The organism is Flavobacterium sp. (assembly GCF_043773265.1).
In the GTDB taxonomy this organism is placed as follows: domain Bacteria; phylum Bacteroidota; class Bacteroidia; order Flavobacteriales; family Flavobacteriaceae; genus Flavobacterium.
In genome coordinates this window covers 1-18059 of sequence record NZ_JAYVFH010000191.1, presented here as the reverse complement: position 1 = coordinate 18059, position 18059 = coordinate 1, and the positions used below count along the sequence as shown (strand labels likewise).

At 28.3% G+C, this 18059-nt stretch carries 20 protein-coding genes; 12 read left to right on the top strand and 8 right to left on the bottom strand.

What is annotated here, in order from left to right; all coding sequences use genetic code 11:
- Positions 1-16 precede the first annotated feature (16 nt).
- Complete coding sequence (locus ACH2BO_RS10210) at positions 17-643, top strand: efflux RND transporter permease subunit (protein ID WP_395044642.1); 627 nt, start codon at positions 17-19, stop codon at positions 641-643.
- Between the two features lie 297 nt (positions 644-940).
- Here the strand turns inward: ACH2BO_RS10210 and pepE are convergent, their stop codons facing one another.
- A complete protein-coding gene (gene pepE, locus ACH2BO_RS10205; RefSeq protein ID WP_395044640.1) occupies positions 941-1648 on the bottom strand; it encodes a dipeptidase PepE in 708 nt (235 codons plus the stop codon).
- 214 nt (positions 1649-1862) lie between these two features.
- On the opposite strand from pepE, the gene ACH2BO_RS10200 reads away from it, so the two are divergent.
- The 5 genes from ACH2BO_RS10200 (at position 1863) to ACH2BO_RS10180 (ending at position 6287) form a co-directional block, all read left to right on the top strand.
- Positions 1863-2546 carry a hypothetical protein gene (locus ACH2BO_RS10200; protein ID WP_395044639.1) on the top strand — a complete coding sequence of 228 codons (684 nt, stop codon included), beginning with the start codon at positions 1863-1865 and terminating at the stop codon, positions 2544-2546.
- Between the two features lie 74 nt (positions 2547-2620).
- Entirely contained in the window at positions 2621-3064 is a 444-nt protein-coding gene (locus ACH2BO_RS10195) for a DUF6702 family protein (RefSeq protein WP_395044638.1), read from the top strand.
- 62 nt (positions 3065-3126) lie between these two features.
- Positions 3127-5361, top strand: a complete 2235-nt coding sequence (locus ACH2BO_RS10190) for a M1 family metallopeptidase (protein ID WP_395044637.1) — start codon at positions 3127-3129, stop codon at positions 5359-5361.
- Between the two features lie 27 nt (positions 5362-5388).
- Positions 5389-5712, top strand: coding sequence for a twin-arginine translocase TatA/TatE family subunit (locus ACH2BO_RS10185; RefSeq protein ID WP_395044636.1), 324 nt, complete (start codon positions 5389-5391; stop codon positions 5710-5712).
- Positions 5712-6287: a phosphatase PAP2 family protein gene (locus ACH2BO_RS10180; RefSeq protein ID WP_395044635.1), complete on the top strand. Its 576-nt coding sequence runs from the start codon at positions 5712-5714 to the stop codon at positions 6285-6287. The genes ACH2BO_RS10185 and ACH2BO_RS10180 overlap by 1 nt, the downstream gene beginning before the upstream one ends.
- On the opposite strand, the gene ACH2BO_RS10175 is transcribed toward ACH2BO_RS10180, so the two are convergent.
- Genes ACH2BO_RS10175 through ACH2BO_RS10160 form a run of 4 tightly spaced genes read right to left on the bottom strand, consistent with a single transcriptional unit; the run spans position 6268 to position 8666 of the window.
- Entirely contained in the window at positions 6268-6909 is a 642-nt protein-coding gene (locus tag ACH2BO_RS10175; RefSeq protein ID WP_395044634.1) for an O-methyltransferase, read from the bottom strand. The two genes, ACH2BO_RS10180 and ACH2BO_RS10175, sit on opposite strands and share 20 nt — an antisense overlap.
- Before the next feature lie 2 nt (positions 6910-6911).
- The gene (locus ACH2BO_RS10170; protein ID WP_395044633.1) at positions 6912-7508 is read right to left on the bottom strand and encodes a hypothetical protein; all 597 of its coding nucleotides are present in this window, start codon (positions 7506-7508) and stop codon (positions 6912-6914) included.
- A gap of 4 nt (positions 7509-7512) precedes the next feature.
- A complete protein-coding gene (locus tag ACH2BO_RS10165; protein ID WP_395044632.1) occupies positions 7513-8112 on the bottom strand; it encodes a hypothetical protein in 600 nt (199 codons plus the stop codon).
- A gap of 5 nt (positions 8113-8117) precedes the next feature.
- Positions 8118-8666 carry a hypothetical protein gene (locus tag ACH2BO_RS10160; protein ID WP_395044631.1) on the bottom strand — a complete coding sequence of 183 codons (549 nt, stop codon included), beginning with the start codon at positions 8664-8666 and terminating at the stop codon, positions 8118-8120.
- A gap of 78 nt (positions 8667-8744) precedes the next feature.
- Between ACH2BO_RS10160 and rlmN the strand changes: the two genes are divergently transcribed.
- Entirely contained in the window at positions 8745-9785 is a 1041-nt protein-coding gene (gene rlmN, locus ACH2BO_RS10155; RefSeq protein ID WP_395044641.1) for a 23S rRNA (adenine(2503)-C(2))-methyltransferase RlmN, read from the top strand.
- Positions 9786-9841: 56 nt separating this feature from the next.
- On the opposite strand, the gene ACH2BO_RS10150 is transcribed toward rlmN, so the two are convergent.
- Positions 9842-10699, bottom strand: coding sequence for a hypothetical protein (locus tag ACH2BO_RS10150; protein ID WP_395044630.1), 858 nt, complete (start codon positions 10697-10699; stop codon positions 9842-9844).
- A gap of 102 nt (positions 10700-10801) precedes the next feature.
- Here ACH2BO_RS10150 and ACH2BO_RS10145 point away from each other — a divergent pair, with 102 nt between their 5' ends.
- The 5 genes from ACH2BO_RS10145 to dnaG all read left to right on the top strand — a co-directional run bounded on the left by ACH2BO_RS10145 (position 10802) and on the right by dnaG (position 16512).
- Entirely contained in the window at positions 10802-11779 is a 978-nt protein-coding gene (locus ACH2BO_RS10145; RefSeq protein WP_395044629.1) for a polyprenyl synthetase family protein, read from the top strand.
- Positions 11780-12025: 246 nt separating this feature from the next.
- Positions 12026-12586, top strand: coding sequence for an RNA polymerase sigma factor (locus tag ACH2BO_RS10140; protein WP_395044628.1), 561 nt, complete (start codon positions 12026-12028; stop codon positions 12584-12586).
- On the top strand, positions 12573-13313 hold the full coding sequence (locus tag ACH2BO_RS10135; RefSeq protein WP_395044627.1) for a hypothetical protein: 741 nt from the start codon (positions 12573-12575) through the stop codon (positions 13311-13313). The genes ACH2BO_RS10140 and ACH2BO_RS10135 overlap by 14 nt, the downstream gene beginning before the upstream one ends.
- 30 nt (positions 13314-13343) lie before the next feature.
- Positions 13344-14405 carry a hypothetical protein gene (locus tag ACH2BO_RS10130; protein ID WP_395044626.1) on the top strand — a complete coding sequence of 354 codons (1062 nt, stop codon included), beginning with the start codon at positions 13344-13346 and terminating at the stop codon, positions 14403-14405.
- 118 nt (positions 14406-14523) lie between these two features.
- A complete protein-coding gene (dnaG, locus tag ACH2BO_RS10125; RefSeq protein WP_395044625.1) occupies positions 14524-16512 on the top strand; it encodes a DNA primase in 1989 nt (662 codons plus the stop codon).
- 74 nt (positions 16513-16586) lie between these two features.
- Here dnaG and ACH2BO_RS10120 read toward each other — a convergent pair whose 3' ends face one another.
- Both ACH2BO_RS10120 and nadE read right to left on the bottom strand, forming a co-directional pair.
- A complete protein-coding gene (locus tag ACH2BO_RS10120) occupies positions 16587-17216 on the bottom strand; it encodes a LuxR C-terminal-related transcriptional regulator (RefSeq protein WP_395044624.1) in 630 nt (209 codons plus the stop codon).
- A 75-nt stretch (positions 17217-17291) separates the two neighbouring features.
- Positions 17292-18059, bottom strand: a 768-nt coding sequence (gene nadE / locus ACH2BO_RS10115; RefSeq protein ID WP_395044623.1) for an NAD(+) synthase, incomplete at its 5' end; no start/stop codon positions are given.

Sequence of the window (18059 nt, the reverse complement as noted above, 5' to 3'; positions counted from 1 at the left end):
TCAAGAGTACGTCAGAATTGTAGCATTTCAGTATGCAGGTAATTTTAAATTTGGCAATGCTTTTTTAGAAAAAAACTTAAATGAATTAAAGCTAAAATTGCCTTTAGGTTATAAATTTGAGAAAGAAACTAATCTTTGGGACTTTAATGAAGAGAAAAAGAGTAACTATATTTATTTGTTATTTTTAATTATAGTCTTGATTTATTTTATTTGTTCTATTTTGTTTGAAAGTTTAACTCAGCCATTAATAATTTTAAGTGTTATACCTATTTCCTTTATAGGAATTTTTGTAATATTTTATTTGTTTGATTTTAATTTTGATCAAGGTGGCTTTGCAAGCTTTGTGTTATTGTCTGGAATATCTGTAAATTCTTCAATATTTTTGTTGAACGAATTTAATTATATAAAAAAAGAAAAAATAGAATTGAATGTAGTACAAGTTTTTATTTTAGCTTACAAAAATAAAATTATCCCTATCGGGATGACCGTATTGTCTACGATTTTTGGTTTTCTACCTTTTGTAATTAATGGTCAGAGTGAAGTTTTTTGGTTTGCTTTAGCTATAGGTGCAATTGGAGGATTGTTGTTCACAATAATAGCAATTACATTTTTTTTACCAATTTTTTGTATCAAAAAAAAGTGATGATATACTAACTTAAAGCCTGTTTAAATTTTATCCAATAATAATTTATAGCAGATAATTTCACCATATTTTAAGAGGATTTCATTTACTATACTAATAATTACACACAACGGTTTAAATAGTTTTTTTACTTGTTTTTTACTTAAATAATTGAAAATAAATAAGAGTAATTGATTTTCAGTGTAGTACATTTCTTATTTTTTAGCCTTCCAAGCTGGTTGTCGCGAGTTCGAGCCTCGTCTTTCGCTCTTTAAAAAATCCTAAAACTTAGTTGTTTTAGGATTTTTTGTTTTAATATTATTTCAAAAAACTCAAATCTGTTTCGGTTGCTATTTCTTTGGGTATTTGGTTTTGTATAAATAATCTTGCAGACAATCTTCCTTTTAAAACAATTTTAGTTCCTTTTACTTCTAGCCAACTTCCTTCACGCAATCCCAATACTGGTATCGAATTAAAAGCATGAAATTCTTTTATTCTAGTTTCACGAGTTTCGCCCATGTGCTTGCTTTGCAAATCGGCATCAAGATAATGTGGATTTAAATTAAATGAAATTGCACCCAAAGTTTTAAAACTTGGAGGATAAACAATAGGCATATCATTTGTGGTTTGCATTGAAACGCCTGTAATATTGCTTCCGGCACTACAACCCAAATAAGGAGTTCCGTTTTCTATTGTTTTTGCTAAAACTTCCATCACATTATTTTCATATAATTTTGAAACTAATAAAAAAGTGTTTCCACCACCAACAAAAATTGCTTCGGCATTTTCTATACCTTCTTTAGAAGTTTCAAATGTGTGCAAACCAACAATTTTTTTATTTATTTTAGAAAAAGCAACAGCAACTCTATCGGTATAATCATCATAACTCATTCCTCCAGGTTGAGCATAAGGAATAAAAACTATTGTTTTACAATTGGCAAAATGATTGTTTAAAACTGGAAGTAAATAATCTAAATATTCGCCACCATGAAGTGTTGAAGTGCTTGCTATAATTAGGTTTTTCATTTAATGCAATGTTAATTTTAATATCAGATTTAATTTTTCATCAAATTTACAAATTAATAATTAACATAAATTTACAATTGTATTGGCTAATTTTTTAGAAGACAATAAAATACTTTTACATCAAACAATTGATTCAATGCCAAAAAATTACAAACTATTTATTCTTTTTTTTTTAACAATAAATTTTGTTCAAGCACAGAACAAACAATTTTTTTTGAAAGGTAAAGTAGTATCAAACTATGATGATTTGCAAGGTATTAATGTAATTAATCTTACTACAAATTATGCTACAATTACAAGTGATTATGATGGCAATTTTGAAATAAAAGTTGCAGTTGGCGATAGTTTACTTTTTAGAGCAGTTCAATTTAATGATTATAAAATTAAACTCAAGAAAGAAGATTTTGAAAGAAAAATTTTTACTGTAAAACTTCAAACTAAGATTCGACAATTGGATGAAGTAAAAATTAATGAATTTGGAAACATAAATTCGGTTTCATTAGGTTTGGTTTCGAAAAATCAAAAAAAATATACACCTGCTGAACGAAAATTAAGAACAGCCGAAGAATTACATTGGTATAGTCCTTTATTAATTCCATTAGGCGGAATGAGTATTGATGGTTTGTTAAATGGAATTTCAGGAAGAACTTTAATGCTAAAAAAAGCATTAGTTTTAGAAAGAAAAGGATTTGTATTAGAAAAAATAAATTTATGGTTTGATGATAAATATTTTACAGAAAAATTGAAAATTCCAACAGATTATATTAATGGATTTAAATATTATTTGGTTGAAGATGCTAAAATTACAGCCGCAATTAATAATAAAAATAAAACTTTGGCTAGTTTTTTAATGGCAGAAGCAGCAACAGAATACTTAACACGCTTAAAAAGTGATTAATTTTATATATTTGAAAAATGAATAAATTAGTGAGAAATATATTTTTATTTATTTTGTTTGTCAGTTTATCATCTATGACAACACATAAATTTTATGTATCAATTTATCAAATAAACTATGAATCTAAAAAGAAAATGATTCAAGTAACATCACGTCTTTTTATTGATGATGTAAATGATGCTTTGGAAAAAAAATTTCATAAAAAAACACATATTGGAGAAGAAAATGAATCGACAGAAGATCTAAATTTATTAAAGAAATACTTCGCCGATAAATTTTCAATTAAAGTAAATGGAGTTTCAAAACCACTTACTTATTTAGGTAAAGAATTAGAAGCCAACATATTGATTTGTTATTTTAATATTAAAGATGTTTCTAAAGTTACCTCGTTAGAAGTTACCAATGATTGTCTTATGGAATTAAACTCAGAGCAACAAAATATCATTCAATCTACTTTTAATGGAGAAAAACATAGTTTGCTCTTGACAAATGAAAACATTAAAGGAATGTTAAAATAAATTTAAATGTAAAAAGCTCTATAAAAAACAATTACTTTTATTGCTTTAAATAACTTTTAGATATGAAGCAGATTCTTAATTTATTACTTGTAATACCTTGTGTTGTTTTTGCACAAGAAGTTCAAAAACCAACTCCAAAGAGTGAAAAAAATACTGATAAATTTAAACAAATGTACGATTTGTTGGCAACACCAAATATGTATAGAACTGCATCTGGTGCGCCTGGACCAGAATATTATCAGCAAAAAGCAGATTACAAAATAGACATAGAACTCGACGATAAAAACACAAAACTTTACGGACAAGAAACCGTGACTTACACTAATAATGCTAAAGAATCATTGGATTATCTTTGGATGCAATTAGACCAAAATCAACAATCAAGAAAATCACTTTCGCCATTAGTAGAAAACAATGTTACTGATCCGGCATCAAGCCCGAAAGGTTTTTCTAGAAAATATCTTGAAGAAGATTTTGATGGAGGTTTTAATATAGACTATGTTAAAGATGCTTTGGGAAAACCAATTCAATATTCTATCAACCAAACAATGATGCGTATTGAACTTGCAACGCCATTAAAACACAACGAAAAAATTACATTTTCAATAAAATGGTGGTATAATATAAATAATTATCGTCTTGATGGTGGAAGATCTGGTTATGAGCAATTTGAAGATGGAAATCGTTTGTATGTAATTGCACAATTTTATCCAAGAATGGCAGTTTATAATGATGTTGAAGGTTGGCAAAACATGCAATTTTGGGGTTCTGGCGAATTTGCACTTGCATTTGGCGATTTTCAAGTAAATATTACAGTTCCTGCAGATCATATTCTTGAAGCTACCGGAGATTTATTAAATAGGAGTGAAGTTTTTTCTGCAGCACAGTTAGCACGTTATACGTTGGCTGAAAAAACTTTTGATAATCCAGTTATAGTTGTTACACAAGCAGAAGCAGAAGCAAGTGAAAAAGGATTTTCTGACAAGAAAAAAACTTGGAAATTTAATGCAACAAATGTTCGTGATTTTGGAATTTCAACATCAAGAAAATTCATGTATGATGCAATGGCTGTAAAATTACCTACAAGAAACACAATGGCAATTTCATTATATCCAAAAGAAGGAAATCCGCTTTGGGGTGAATATTCAACAAGAGCAGTTGCTCATACTTTAAAAAGTTATTCATCACACACATTTGACTATCCATATCCAAAAGCAATATCTATAAATGCAGAAGATCAAGGAATGGAATATCCAATGATTTGCTGGAATTGGGGAAGACCAGATGCCGATGGGAAATATACTGATAGAGTAAAAAACGGAATGATTAGCGTTATTGTTCATGAAGTTGGACATAATTATTTTCCTATGATAGTAAATTCTGATGAGCGCCAATGGACTTGGATGGATGAAGGATTAAATTCTTTTATGGAATATATGGCTTTGAAAGAATGGGACAAAGATTTTCCTGCAGATCGTGGTCCTGCAAATTTAATTGTTCCATACATGAGTGGTGATCAAAAAGGATTAGAACCAATAATGTCAAACTCTGAAAGTATTCGCCAGTTTGGAAATAATGCCTACGGAAAACCAGCTGCTGCTTTAAATATTCTTCGCGAAACTGTTATTGGAAGAGAAAAGTTTGATTATGCATTTAAAACATATGCTAACAGATGGAAATTTAAACATCCAACACCAGAAGATTTTTTTAGAACTATGGAAGATGCATCAGCATTTGATTTAGATTGGTATTGGAGAGGTTGGTTTTATACAACAGATTATAATGATATCGGAATAAAAGAAGTAAAAAAATATTTTGTAAGCAATGAACCTTCTAAAGAAACCGACAACTTTTTAAAAACCAGAAGAAGACGTAATAGAATAGAAGGAGCAATGGTTTATATGGTTGCCGAAGGAAGTGAAAGTTTTAAAGCAGATTTAAACAAACCATTTGATATTAAAAACTCTAAAGCATTAGAAGATTATATTCAACAAAATTTTTCGACAGAAGAAAGAGCAAAATTAAAATCGCCTAAATATTTTTATCAAGTAACATTTGATAAACCAGGAGAATTAGTAATGCCAATAATTGTTGAACTAACATTTGAAGATGGAACTACAGAAACTCATCATTTTCCAGCTCAAATATGGAGAATGAACGACAAAGAAGCCAATAGAACTTTTGCAACAGATAAAGAAGTTATAAAAATTGTAATTGATCCAAAACAAGAAACTGCCGATGTTGATACAACTAACAATACTTGGCCAAAACAAGAAGTAAAATCTAAATTTGATTAGTAACTTTGCACTTTAAATTAAAAAATTATGTTTGGAATTGGTGGAGGAGAATTGATTTTTATAATTTTTATAGCTCTAATGCTGTTTGGTTCAGATAAAATTCCAGTTATAGCACGTAACTTAGGAAAAGGTATGGCGCAACTAAAAAATGCAACCAACGAAATAAAAAGCGAAATTACTAAAAGTGCCGAAGCTAACGGCATTGACACATCTATGAAAGATTTAACCAATGTTTTTAATTCTGAAATAGATAGTGTAAAAGGAAGTTTAAATGCTAACATATCCAATCCTTTAGACAAAATTAAAGAAGATATTGACGATTTAACAGGTCCAATAAAACGCCAAATGTAATGCTCGAAAAAATAATTAATCTTGATAAGGAATTATTGGTTTTTCTAAACGGTTTGGGTTCGCCAACCTATGACGGATTTTGGTTAATTATTACTAGACAAATATATTGGACTCCAATATTTTTACTGGTTTTTTATTTAATGTATAAAAAAATTGGTTTAAAAAACTTGTTGATTTCAATTATATTTATTGCTGTTTTGATACTTATTTGTGACCAAACAGCAAATCTTTTTAAAAACAGTTTTAAAAGATTAAGACCATGTAATGACTTAGAAATTAACACCGTTATTAGAATTGTAAAAAGCAGTAAAACCTTTAGTTATTTTTCGGGTCACGCGACTAATTCTATGGCAACAGCCATGTTTGTATTCTTAATTATTAGAAAACAGTATAAATATACTTTTTTATTATTTTTATTTCCTTTAATCTTTGCTTATAGTAGAATTTATCTAGGTTTACATTTTCCTTTAGATATTATTTCGGGTTATGTTTTTGGTGCAATTATTGGATTTATTTTCTATAAATTATACCAACTTTACCTAAATAATTTTGCTCTTAAAGAACTCGACTTATAGTCAATCCATCACGAATTGGTAACAAAACCGTTTCTACTCTTGAATCATTTTTTAAAAGTAAATTATATTCAATTAAAATTGCTGTTGAAGTATCGTTAGGGTTTACTTCTTCTAATACTTTTCCACTCCAAAGCACATTGTCAGAAAGTATAACACCACCAATATTCATTTTTGGAACAATCATATTAAAATAGTTGATGTAATTTTCTTTATCAGCATCAATAAATACCAAATCAAATTTTATATCAATATTCGGAATAATATTTAAAGCATCGCCAAGATGTTGCACAATTTGATTACTCCAAGGTGATTTATCAAAATATTTTCGTTGAAAATCAACCAATTCTTCTTTAATATCTATAGTGTGTAAAACTCCATTTTCTTTCATTCCTTCACACAAACACAATGCTGAGTAACCAGTGTAAGTTCCAATTTCTAATATGTTTTTAGGTTGAATTAATTTAGATAACATACTTAAAACCCTACCTTGAAAATGACCACTTAACATCCTCGGAAGCAATACCTTTTGATAAGTTTCTTTATTTAATTGTGCCAGTAATTCTGGTTCGTTTTCAGAATGTTGCTCAATATAATTTTCTAAATCTTCGGATAGGAAATGCATGGTTAATTGTTGTTGTAAGTATTGATTAAAAATTGATTGTGTTGTTCATCATTTTCTTCGTCAAAAAAATAAAGTGCTAAGTAATAAGAAAAATTATTTTTTTCTCCAAATAAGTAATAACATATGAATTTTCTATTTACATCAAAACTAGATGTAAATTTTAATTTGTATAGATAATATTTTTTTTCGGCGTTATAAATTGAATTAATAAATATAACTTTTTTTATTTTGGTATAAAAGTCTACAAATTTCTCACCTCTTTCTTGAAATGTTAAATTTCTAATTTTTTTCTCGAGCGATTCTTTATCTACTTTACGAAACTCTAAAACACGTTTATCATCACTCATATAAGTACGACAATGAGTAACTACTGCTTCATATTTATATTTTTTTAAGTCAAGATATTCCCATTTGCCAATTAAATTTAATATTTGATTATCAAAATTAATTATTTCTGTAATATTGCTTTTTGGATTGTAACCATTAAAACTTGAGTTTGAACTTTTACTTACAACTTCAGCTATTTTTTTGGACTCAAGTTCTTGGCTAAAACACTGATAATGAATAATTATCACAAATAAAAAAAGTATTTTTCTCATTGATTTAATTGTTGTTGTAGGTATTGATTAAAAACTCTTCGAAATTTTCAAAGTTGGTTTCGTCATTGTTGTATAAAACCATTCTGTAAAAATCTTTACCTTTTTTTCCAATTAAATGATAACTTGTAAAGAAACTAGCATCATTATATAAAGAACGATGTTTGATTTTATGTAAATAATAGTTTTTTTCTTTATTGAAAACTGATGTCAATATTTTGGATTTCATTCTTTTATTCTGTCTTAAAAAAGCAAAGTTATATTTTTTAAAATTTATCCTTCCAGTAAGAATTTGATTAATTTCTTGGTCAAAAATTCCAATTTCTAAAATAAAATTATTTTCATTTATTAAAACAGGACAATGCGTAATTAATCTTTCCTCTAGGTACTTTTGTTTATTAAAATCGTTCCATTTACCAATTAAAAAAATTGTTCCTACATTATATATATTGACAGTTGTTATGTTTTTTATAGAATCATATGACTTAACATTTTCATCATTATAATAACTTAAATCTTCAACTTTTTTTTCAACAACAATATAATCACTTTGTGCAAAACAAAAATTTGATAATAAAATAAATATAATAACACTACTTTTTTTCATAATTTTTAATTAGAATAAAAAATTTCAATTAAAAAAGATACAATTTTTGAATCACTATTTTTAAAATTATAAACACAATACTCATTATACATTTTGTTTTTTATACCCATAAATATAATACGTTCTCTATTGTGTTGAAAAACTTTTAAAACATAGTAAGAATCCTCAAGATCTGTATACAATAAATTTACTTTAATATTTTTTTGTTTTAAATTTGTAATATATGAATTATATTTTTTTCTAATATCTTCGTTGTTTATATTGTTTATATCATTTCGCTCCATTATTAATAGTTCTAATTTTGTCGAATCTTTGTCAATTATCTTTGGGCAATGATTGATGTAACAATTACTTGATTTTGTACAGTTGTATTTTTTCCATATTCCTTTAACTTTAATTGATTTATTATGAAAGCCATTTTTAACATAAGTTACATCATTAACAGCATCATATTTATTACAAGTAAAATCCTTTTCACCAAAACCATTAAGCTCTTTAGCACAACCCAAACAGATGTAGAATAAGAAAAAGCAAATGATAGAAGTTGTTTTCATTAAGTAATCTTTTATGTAAACATAAAATATAAATAAAAGATTAGCAAATTAAAATCCACAAATTGTTTTTACCTTTGCATCATGATTGAGAAAAAAGACATTCGAGCCATTTCTAAAGAACAATTGCGCGATTTTTTTGTTGCAAATGGTGACAAAGCATTTAGAGGAAATCAAGTTTATGAATGGTTGTGGAGCAAAGCATCACATTCATTTGATGATATGACTAATGTTTCTAAAGAAACTCGAGCAATGCTTGAAGCCAATTTTGTAATCAATCATATAAAAGTAGATACAATGCAACGAAGCGAAGATGGAACTGTAAAAAATGCAGTTCGGCTTCATGATGGTTTGGTTGTAGAGTCGGTTTTAATTCCAACTAATACTAGAACTACCGCTTGTGTTTCTAGCCAAGTTGGCTGTAGTTTAGATTGCAATTTTTGTGCAACTGCACGATTAAAAAGAATGAGAAATCTTGAGCCAGCAGAAATCTATGATCAAGTTATTGCAATAGATAAAGAAAGTAAATTGTACCACAATCGACCACTTTCTAATATTGTTTTTATGGGAATGGGAGAACCATTAATGAACTATAACAATGTTATCAAAGCAATTGATATGATAACATCTAACGAAGGTTTGGGAATGTCGCCAAAACGAATTATGGTTTCTACATCTGGAATTCCAAAAATGATTAAAAAAATGGCAGATGATGATGTAAAATTTAAATTGGCAGTTTCATTACATTCAGCAATTGATGAGGTTAGAGCTAAAATCATGCCTTTTTCATCCAATTTTCCTTTAAAAGATTTAAGAGAATCGTTAGAATATTGGTATCAAAAAACCAAAAGCAAAGTTTCTTATGAATATGTAGTTTGGAAAGGAATAAACGACAATAAAGATGCAGTTGCAGCACTTGTAAAATTTTGTAAATATGTTCCTTGCAAAGTCAATTTAATAGAATATAATCCAATAGATGATGGTGAGTTTCAACAAGCATCAGAAGAAGCTGTAAATTTATATATTTCTGAATTACAAAAAGTTGGTATTGTTGTAAAAGTAAGAAGAAGTCGAGGCAAAGATATTGATGCTGCTTGTGGTCAACTTGCAAATAAATCATAAAAAAAATGGCGCTACAATTATAATATGTAGTGCCATTTTTATTTCTTTTAAAGAAATTAATTCCCTAAAATAATTGTTGTAGTTGTTCCGTTTAAAGTTAACAATGCAATATTATCACATTCTCCAACTCCATAATCTAAAGTTGCAGTATTGCTATTTCTAACAATTGTAATAATTCCTCTCACAATATTTGGACAATTCATTCTTATTCTTAAAGGTGTTGTAATTGTACTAGTTTGAACCGAACCACTCGGAAAAGTAGTAACCCAACTTCCTGTAACTTCATAAATATTATCCAACCAAATTGCAGTAGAGTAACCTTCAATAATCTCTCTTACTCTCGTTCCAACTCTTGTTACAACTTCGCCACCAGGAAAAGTTGCTGTCATATCCATATTCATAGTTACAATTGGATGAATATTTGGGTTTGCAGCACTTGTTGCCATAACTCTAGTAAAAGTTTTTGTGCCATCAAATTCAATTGCGTTATGAAAAAAGTTGTTGAAAGTATAAGTAACTGTATGCGATGTTGCATCTGGTTGATAAGTAAATGTAATAACAATAATTCCTTTTAAAACATTTCCGTTTGGAAGCGCACAACCAGTTGTTCCAAAATCAATTGTTTTAGTAATTAATGTTCCAGGAGTGATAACAGTTCCAAAGTCTGGAACTCTTGTAACAGTTGCGCAATCTGGTAAAAATAGAGAAGTTGCTGGCACAAGTTTTCCAGAAATACCATCACTAGTTGTAAGTTGATCTTCTACAATTTTAGAAACATCATCATTTGCAATGTCCATTTTTGCGTTCATAGCCACTTCATTTGAAGAAATTGTCGAACCGTTATTGTCTTCTTTATTACAGCTAAATGTTAAAAAAACAAATGCTAATGCTAAGATAAATTTTGTTGTTTTCATATTTTTAAAGTTTTTAGTTTAATGTTAAGACTATCATAAAACGAAAAGGTTTAATTGAAATTATTTTTTTTCAAAATAGTCAATGTTGTATCTTTGAAACCAATGAATATTATTTCGCAAATAAAACAACCCATTCTTCTTGAAATGGAGCTTTTTGAAAAAAAGTTCTATCAATCAATGTCATCAAAAATAGCACTTTTAAATCGAATTACCTATTATATTGTAAACAGAAAAGGAAAACAAATGCGACCAATGTTTGTTTTTCTTACCGCCAAAATGCTCTCTGATGGACATGTAGACGAAAGAACTTATCGTGGTGCTTGTGTTATTGAACTGATACATACTGCAACTTTAGTTCATGATGATGTTGTAGATGATAGTAATCGCAGAAGAGGTTTTTTCTCAATAAATGCACTCTGGAAAAACAAAATTGCAGTTCTTGTTGGTGATTATTTGTTGTCTAAAGGATTGTTGCTTTCTATTGATTATGGCGATTTTGATTTGCTGAAAATTATATCAGTTGCCGTAAGAGAAATGAGTGAAGGCGAATTACTTCAAATAGAAAAAGCCAGAAAACTTGATATCACCGAAGAAATTTATTATGAAATTATTCGACAAAAAACAGCAACTTTAATTGCTGCTTGTTGTGCACTTGGAGCAAAATCGGTTTCTAATGATGAAGTAAAAGTTGAAACTATGCGAAAATTTGGTGAACTAATTGGAATGTCTTTTCAAATAAAAGATGATTTATTTGATTATACAGATGAAGCAATTGGTAAACCAACAGGAATTGACATCAAAGAACAAAAAATGACACTTCCGTTGATATATGCATTGAATAATTGTTCTGCCAAAGAAAAAAGTTGGTGCATCAATTCTATCAAAAATCACAACAAAGACAAAAAACGTGTCAAAGAAGTTATTCAATTTGTTAAAGACAAAAACGGACTTTCGTATGCCGAAAATAAAATGATTCAGTTTCAGCAAGAAGCATTAACTTTAATTCAAGATTTTCCAAATTCTACTTATAAAGATAGTTTGATATTGATGGTAAACTACGTTATTGAAAGAAAGAAATAGTATTCAGTTTTTAGTATTCGGTTTTACCTAGTTTATACACATAGTTTGTCATTCCGTAGGAATCTCACAAAATAATTTTTAAAATAATTATATTTTAAATCGTTGCAATTCAATTAATTAAAAATATTTTTATTTATTTTTACCAATTCATGCAACCATTTTACAACTACAATCGTCTATGCTAATAGAAGACCGTTTTTAATGCGAATAACTGAACACTAAAAACTGAATACTGAACACTGAGTCATGAAAGTAATCAACTTACATCAAGAAGAAAAAGAATTAATCGAACTGGCTGTCGAGAATAATCGTCATGCACAACATAAGATTTATTCTAAATTTTCTCCAAAAATGTTAAGTGTTTGCCGCCAATACATTAAAGATATCCACGAAGCCGAAGACATTATGATTACTGCTTTTATGAAAGTGTTTACCAATTTAAAAAATTTTGAACACAAAGGCAGTTTCGAAGGTTGGATTAGAAGAATAATGATAAACGAATGTATCTCTTTTATTAGAGTTCAAAAGAAAGTTAAGTTTATTGAAGATGAAGATTTTTTTGAAGAACGATTTAATAATATTGAAAGCCAGTTTTCTGTTGATGAAATTCAGTTTTTAATTGATAATTTACCAGATGGATATAAAATGGTTTTCAATTTATATTGTATAGAAGGATTTAAGCATCAAGAAATTGCAACAATGTTAGGAATTAATGAAGGAACATCAAAATCCCAATTATCACATGCTCGAAAAATGTTGCAAGAACAAGTAAACAAGTTAAAAAATTACACAAATGGCACTCAATAAATTAGAACATCAAATAAAAGAGAAATTAAATTCTCGAGAAATAAAACCAACCGAAATGGCTTGGGATAGATTAGATGCAATGTTATCTGTTGCCGAAGAAAAAAAAACAAAACGTTTTTCTTTTCTGTCATTTCAATTTATTGGAATTGCTGCAAGCATTTTGGTATTTATATCACTTGGTTTGTTTTTCTTAAATCAAGAAAAAACAAGTATTTCAACAGATGATACAATTGTAACCAAAGAAATTGTAAAAGATTCTGTATTTAAAAAAACGCATCCAATAGAAGAAAAGTTTAATAATAATAATAAAGGTACTATTCAAGAGAAACAACAATTAGTTCAATCTACAAGCCAAAAACATCAAACTGAAAAAACCAATCAATTAATCATCAATCAAAAAACAATAGTTAATCCAATCATTAATTATGAAAAAGAAATCGAATTTCAAACTAATGAAATAATAGCTCAGAAAGACTTGCATTATTTTTCAACTCAAGAAAAAATTATTATTTCAAAGCCAATTGTAGTTAATGTTGATGATTTATTATCAACAGTAGAAAGTACTAAAAAAACAGAAAGAAAAGCAACAATTACAGTTAATCCAAACAGTTTGCTTTCTCAAGTCGACGGAGAATTAAATCAAACTTTTAGAGAAAAAGTAATTAAAAAAATCAACAAAAATTACCGAGAAGTAAAAGTAGCATTGGCTACAAGAAATCAAGAATAACAATCATTAATCATTTAAAAATCAAACACAATGAGGAATTTAACAATTTACTTAGCACTAATTCTATTGCTTTTTGCAAGCAAAATGATAGCACAAGAAACCACATTTGAAGCAAGAGCAAAAGCAATAGCAATAAAAATTGAAACTATTACTAAAAACGAGAAAGAAGCATTAAAAAAAGAAGTAGAAGAAGTTAATGTTCAACTAGATAAAGGAAAAATCACTACCGAGCAAGCCGATAATAGCAAGCAACAACTTGCTAAAGTGAGAGCAACCAACATCGAAAACAAAGTAGCAGCACTTCAAGAAGAATTAAGAAGTCTAGTTCAAGAAAAAGTTGACGGAAAACTAGAAGAAAGTTACAAACCAAATCAAATTTTTGTTTTTTCTAAATCAACAGGAGAAAACAAAGAAAAACATCAAAAATACAGAGATTCATTGGCAAATGTTTCTGAAAAAAGAACCACTTCGCAATTTGTTTTTGCTACAGGATTAAATAATTTAGTAACAGATGGAAAAGCTACCAATTCAGATTTTAGATATTTAGGATCACATTTTTACGAATGGGGAACAACTTTTAACACTAGAATATTAGAAAAAAATAATCTTTTACATTTAAAATATGGTTTGTCATTGATGTATAATAATTTGCGTCCAACAGATAATAGAATTTTTGTAAAAACTGGCGACCAAACCGTTTTACAAACAAGCACTATAGATTTAAAAGATTCACGTTTTAGAAATGTATATTTAGTTGCACCATTGCATTTAGAATTTGACTTTTCTAAAACAAAAATGAAAGATGATAAACAAATATTTAAATCACACAAAAGTGTACGTTTAGGTTTTGGAGGTTATGCAGGATTAAGAATCAAGTCTAAACAATTTCAAAAATTTGAAGATGATGATCAAAACTTTATACTAAAAGCTAAAGGAGATTTCAATGTTAATAATTTTATTTATGGAGTTAGTGCATATCTGGGTTTTCAAGAAACTAGTTTGTATCTAAAATATGATTTAAATCCAATGTTCGAAAACAATGTTGTAAAACAAAATAATGTTTCAGTAGGAGTAAGATTCGATTTTAATTAAAACTTGTTGGGTTATTTATATTGCAACCTGCAAGGTTTTCATTAACCTTGTAGGTTTTTTTATTTAAAAATTGGTAACTTTAAACCCTTAAACTTTAAACAATTTTAAACTAAAATTTTTGATAACCAAAGAAACCATAGACAAAGTTTACGAAGCTGCTCGAGTTGAAGAAGTCATTGGCGATTTTGTTCAATTAAAACGTGCTGGAAGTAACTTCAAAGGATTGAGTCCGTTTTCTGATGAACGATCACCATCGTTTATGGTTTCGCCTGCCAAAGGCATTTGGAAAGATTTTTCTTCAGGAAAAGGTGGTAATGCTGTTGCTTTTATAATGGAACATTCACAGTTTACTTATCCAGAAGCAATTAGATTTTTAGCCAAAAAATACAATATTGAAATTGAAGAAACAGAATTGTCAAATGAAGAAAAAGAAATTGCAAGCGAAAAAGAAAGTTTGTTTTTAGTTTCAGAATTTGCAAGTAACTATTTTCAAGACATACTTTTAAATTCTGAAGAAGGAAAAGCAATTGCCTTAACCTATTTTAAAGAACGAGGTTTTACAAATGAAACCATCAAAAAATTCAGTTTAGGATATTCGCCAACAACTTGGGACGCATTAACCAAAGAAGCATTGGGAAAAGGATATAAATTAGAATTTCTAGAAAAAACAGGATTAACCATTGTTGGTGAAGACAAACAATTTGATAGGTTTAAAGGTCGTGTTATGTTTCCAATTCAATCTATGTCAGGAAGAGTTTTGGGATTTGGAGGTAGAATTTTAACTCAAGATAAAAAAGCAGCCAAATATTTAAACTCGCCAGAAAGTGATTTATATCATAAAAGCAAAGTTTTATATGGAATTTTTCATGCCAAACAAGCCATTGCCAAATTAGACAATTGTTTTTTGGTTGAAGGTTACACCGATGTAATTCAAATGCATCAAGCTGGAATCGAAAACGTAGTTTCTTCATCAGGAACTGCATTAACGCCAGATCAAATTCGTTTAATAAACAGATTGACAAAAAACGTAACTGTACTCTTTGATGGTGATGCTGCAGGACTTCGAGCTTCAATTAGAGGAATCGATTTAATTCTAGAAGAAGGAATGAACGTTAAGGTTTGTACTTTTCCAGATGGTGAAGATCCAGATAGTTTTGCCAAAAAAACACCATTGCAAGATTTAATTGCATATCTAGATGAAAATGCAATGGATTTTATTCAGTTTAAAGCATCACTTTTAATGAAAGATGCCAAAAATGATCCAATAAAAAAAGCCGATTTAATTAGAGATATGGTTGCCAGTATTTCTAAAATTCCAGATAGAATAAAACGTGAAGTTTACATAAAAGAAACGTCCAGAATTATGGATATTTCTGAAGAAGTTCTTTTTAATACATTGGCGCAGCTTGTAAAAAAAGATATAAACGAATTAGGAAAAAAACTAAAGAATAACGAAACTTCTGTGCAAACTGCTTTTGAAGTTCATAAAAACGAAAATCCAATAGTTGCTCCAACGATAGATATTCAATATGAACTCGAACATAAAATCATAGAAATTCTACTTATTTACGGAAATGTTGAAGAAGAATTCGAAGACATTTTGCTAAAAACCAATGAAAAAGGCGAAATGATAGAAGAAAAACTCATGAAGAAATACAAAGTATATCAACGTATTTTTTTGAGTTTACAAGAAGACGAAACCGAACTTGCAAATCCTTTATTCAAAAGCATTTATAATGAATTAATAAATTATTTTAATCTTAATGAAACATTTGAAATTGAAAAATATTTATCACAATTAACTCCAGAATCATCACAAGAAGTAACTTCTATTTTAATGAATGACGAAAGATATTCTTTAGATAATTGGGAAGCTAAAAACATCTTTGTAAAAGCAAAAGACAAAACAATAAGTCAATATGTTTCTGAAACCATTTTATCTTTAAGATGGTTATTGGTTAGTAAAATTATTAAAGAATTACAATCTTCACTTTCTAATGAAATAGAAGTAGACAATAGCGAAGTTTTATCTGGAGTTAGAGATTACAATGAGCTTACCAACATGTTTTCTAAAAAACTTGGAAGAGTAATTTCTAGACATAATTAGAAAATTCCAAAAAAAAAATTCCAAATTCCAATCATTAAAATTGGAATTTGGAATTTAAAAACTTAGATTTTTTTTTAAACAATATCCAATGTTTTTGCTTTATTAACTAAATCTACAAGATTTGTTACATTTAATTTTTGCAAAAGACGCAATTTGTAAGTAGAAATAGTTTTTTCATTCAAGCCCAAAACTTTAGAAATTTCATTATTTTTCTTTCCATCGCTTAGGTAACGAAGAACCTCAATTTCTCTATTAGATAGTTTTCTATACAATCGTTCACTTTTATTTTGCTTAGAAATAAGAGCTAAACTTTTCTTTATACTATCACTCAACATAATGATTCCTTGATGGACTCTTATAATTGATGTACCAAGAGTTTCCAGTTTTGCAGACTTGTGAACAAAACCAGCAATACCAGCTTTTATAGCATTTGGAGCATAAATTTGCTCATTCAAATTTGTAAAAATCAACACTTTTGTAGTTGGAAAATTCTTAACGATAGCTTTCAATTCATAGATGCTTTTTAATCCATCAAGTTCAAGGTCAATAACTAAAACATTAATTTCCTTGTTTCTTAATGCATCTGGCACCATGTAAAAACTCCCAACATTAGAAACCACACTAATTTCTGGATGGTCTTTAAAATATGATTTTACGCCATAATGTACCACTGGGTAATTATCGGCAAGACAAACATTTATCATAATTTTAATTTTTTAGGATTCAAAATACTCGTAAAGTTAGTGAAAAAATAGAAATAACAATAAATAATTGTTAATTTAATATTTGTAAGATTTTGGAATGTTACAAACAGGAATAGCTAACATCTTATGTTTGTTTACAAAATTTAATCTTTTATAGATTTCAAAAACAACTTTTTTTCTGTCAGAATAGTCAACAGTTAAACTTCCTTTTTCATCTTCAAGCATTGCCCACTCTAACTCTTCATAACTAGCACCAAGTTGATCTTCATCTGTTCTATTATCTCCAAATAAACCATCAGTTGGTGCTGCAACTAATATAGAATCTGGAATTTTTAAATAGTCACCAAGCGCATAAACATCACTTTTCATTAAATCAGCAATCGGACTCAAATCTACACCGCCATCGCCATATTTTGTGTAAAAACCAACACCAAAATCTTCAACTTTATTTCCTGTTCCAGCAACTAAATAGCCATGAATGCCAGCAAAATAGTACAATGTTGTCATTCTTAATCTTGCTCTTGTATTGGCTAACGATAAATTATATTTAATTTCATTTTCACTTTTTGGCACTTCATTTTTAAATGATTCATAAATTGGGGTTAAATCTGCCACAACATTACTAACATTTTTAAAACGTGATTTTAATTGTTCAATATGTTCGATTCCTCTATTTACTTGGCTTTGTGATTGGTGTATAGGCATTTCTATACATAATGTTGGTAAACCAGTTTGCGCACAAAGTGTTGAGGTAACTGCCGAATCAATTCCGCCAGAAATTCCTACAATAAAACCATTAACTTTTGCGTTAATAGCATAAGTTTTTAACCAATTAACTATATA

Excerpts from the sequence above, each read along its gene's own strand:
- pepE (WP_395044640.1), bottom strand. The coding sequence starts at position 1,648 with ATGAAAAACCTAATTATAGCAAGCACTTCAACACTTCATGGTGGCGAA.
- ACH2BO_RS10195 (WP_395044638.1), top strand. The coding sequence starts at position 2,621 with ATGACAACACATAAATTTTATGTATCAATTTATCAAATAAACTATGAA.
- ACH2BO_RS10190 (WP_395044637.1), top strand. The coding sequence starts at position 3,127 with ATGAAGCAGATTCTTAATTTATTACTTGTAATACCTTGTGTTGTTTTT.
- ACH2BO_RS10185 (WP_395044636.1), top strand. The coding sequence starts at position 5,389 with ATGTTTGGAATTGGTGGAGGAGAATTGATTTTTATAATTTTTATAGCT.
- ACH2BO_RS10180 (WP_395044635.1), top strand. The coding sequence starts at position 5,712 with ATGCTCGAAAAAATAATTAATCTTGATAAGGAATTATTGGTTTTTCTA.
- ACH2BO_RS10175 (WP_395044634.1), bottom strand. The coding sequence starts at position 6,909 with ATGCATTTCCTATCCGAAGATTTAGAAAATTATATTGAGCAACATTCT.
- ACH2BO_RS10170 (WP_395044633.1), bottom strand. The coding sequence starts at position 7,508 with ATGAGAAAAATACTTTTTTTATTTGTGATAATTATTCATTATCAGTGT.
- ACH2BO_RS10165 (WP_395044632.1), bottom strand. The coding sequence starts at position 8,112 with ATGAAAAAAAGTAGTGTTATTATATTTATTTTATTATCAAATTTTTGT.
- ACH2BO_RS10160 (WP_395044631.1), bottom strand. The coding sequence starts at position 8,666 with ATGAAAACAACTTCTATCATTTGCTTTTTCTTATTCTACATCTGTTTG.
- ACH2BO_RS10150 (WP_395044630.1), bottom strand. The coding sequence starts at position 10,699 with ATGAAAACAACAAAATTTATCTTAGCATTAGCATTTGTTTTTTTAACA.
- ACH2BO_RS10145 (WP_395044629.1), top strand. The coding sequence starts at position 10,802 with ATGAATATTATTTCGCAAATAAAACAACCCATTCTTCTTGAAATGGAG.
- ACH2BO_RS10140 (WP_395044628.1), top strand. The coding sequence starts at position 12,026 with ATGAAAGTAATCAACTTACATCAAGAAGAAAAAGAATTAATCGAACTG.
- ACH2BO_RS10135 (WP_395044627.1), top strand. The coding sequence starts at position 12,573 with ATGGCACTCAATAAATTAGAACATCAAATAAAAGAGAAATTAAATTCT.
- ACH2BO_RS10130 (WP_395044626.1), top strand. The coding sequence starts at position 13,344 with ATGAGGAATTTAACAATTTACTTAGCACTAATTCTATTGCTTTTTGCA.
- ACH2BO_RS10120 (WP_395044624.1), bottom strand. The coding sequence starts at position 17,216 with ATGATAAATGTTTGTCTTGCCGATAATTACCCAGTGGTACATTATGGC.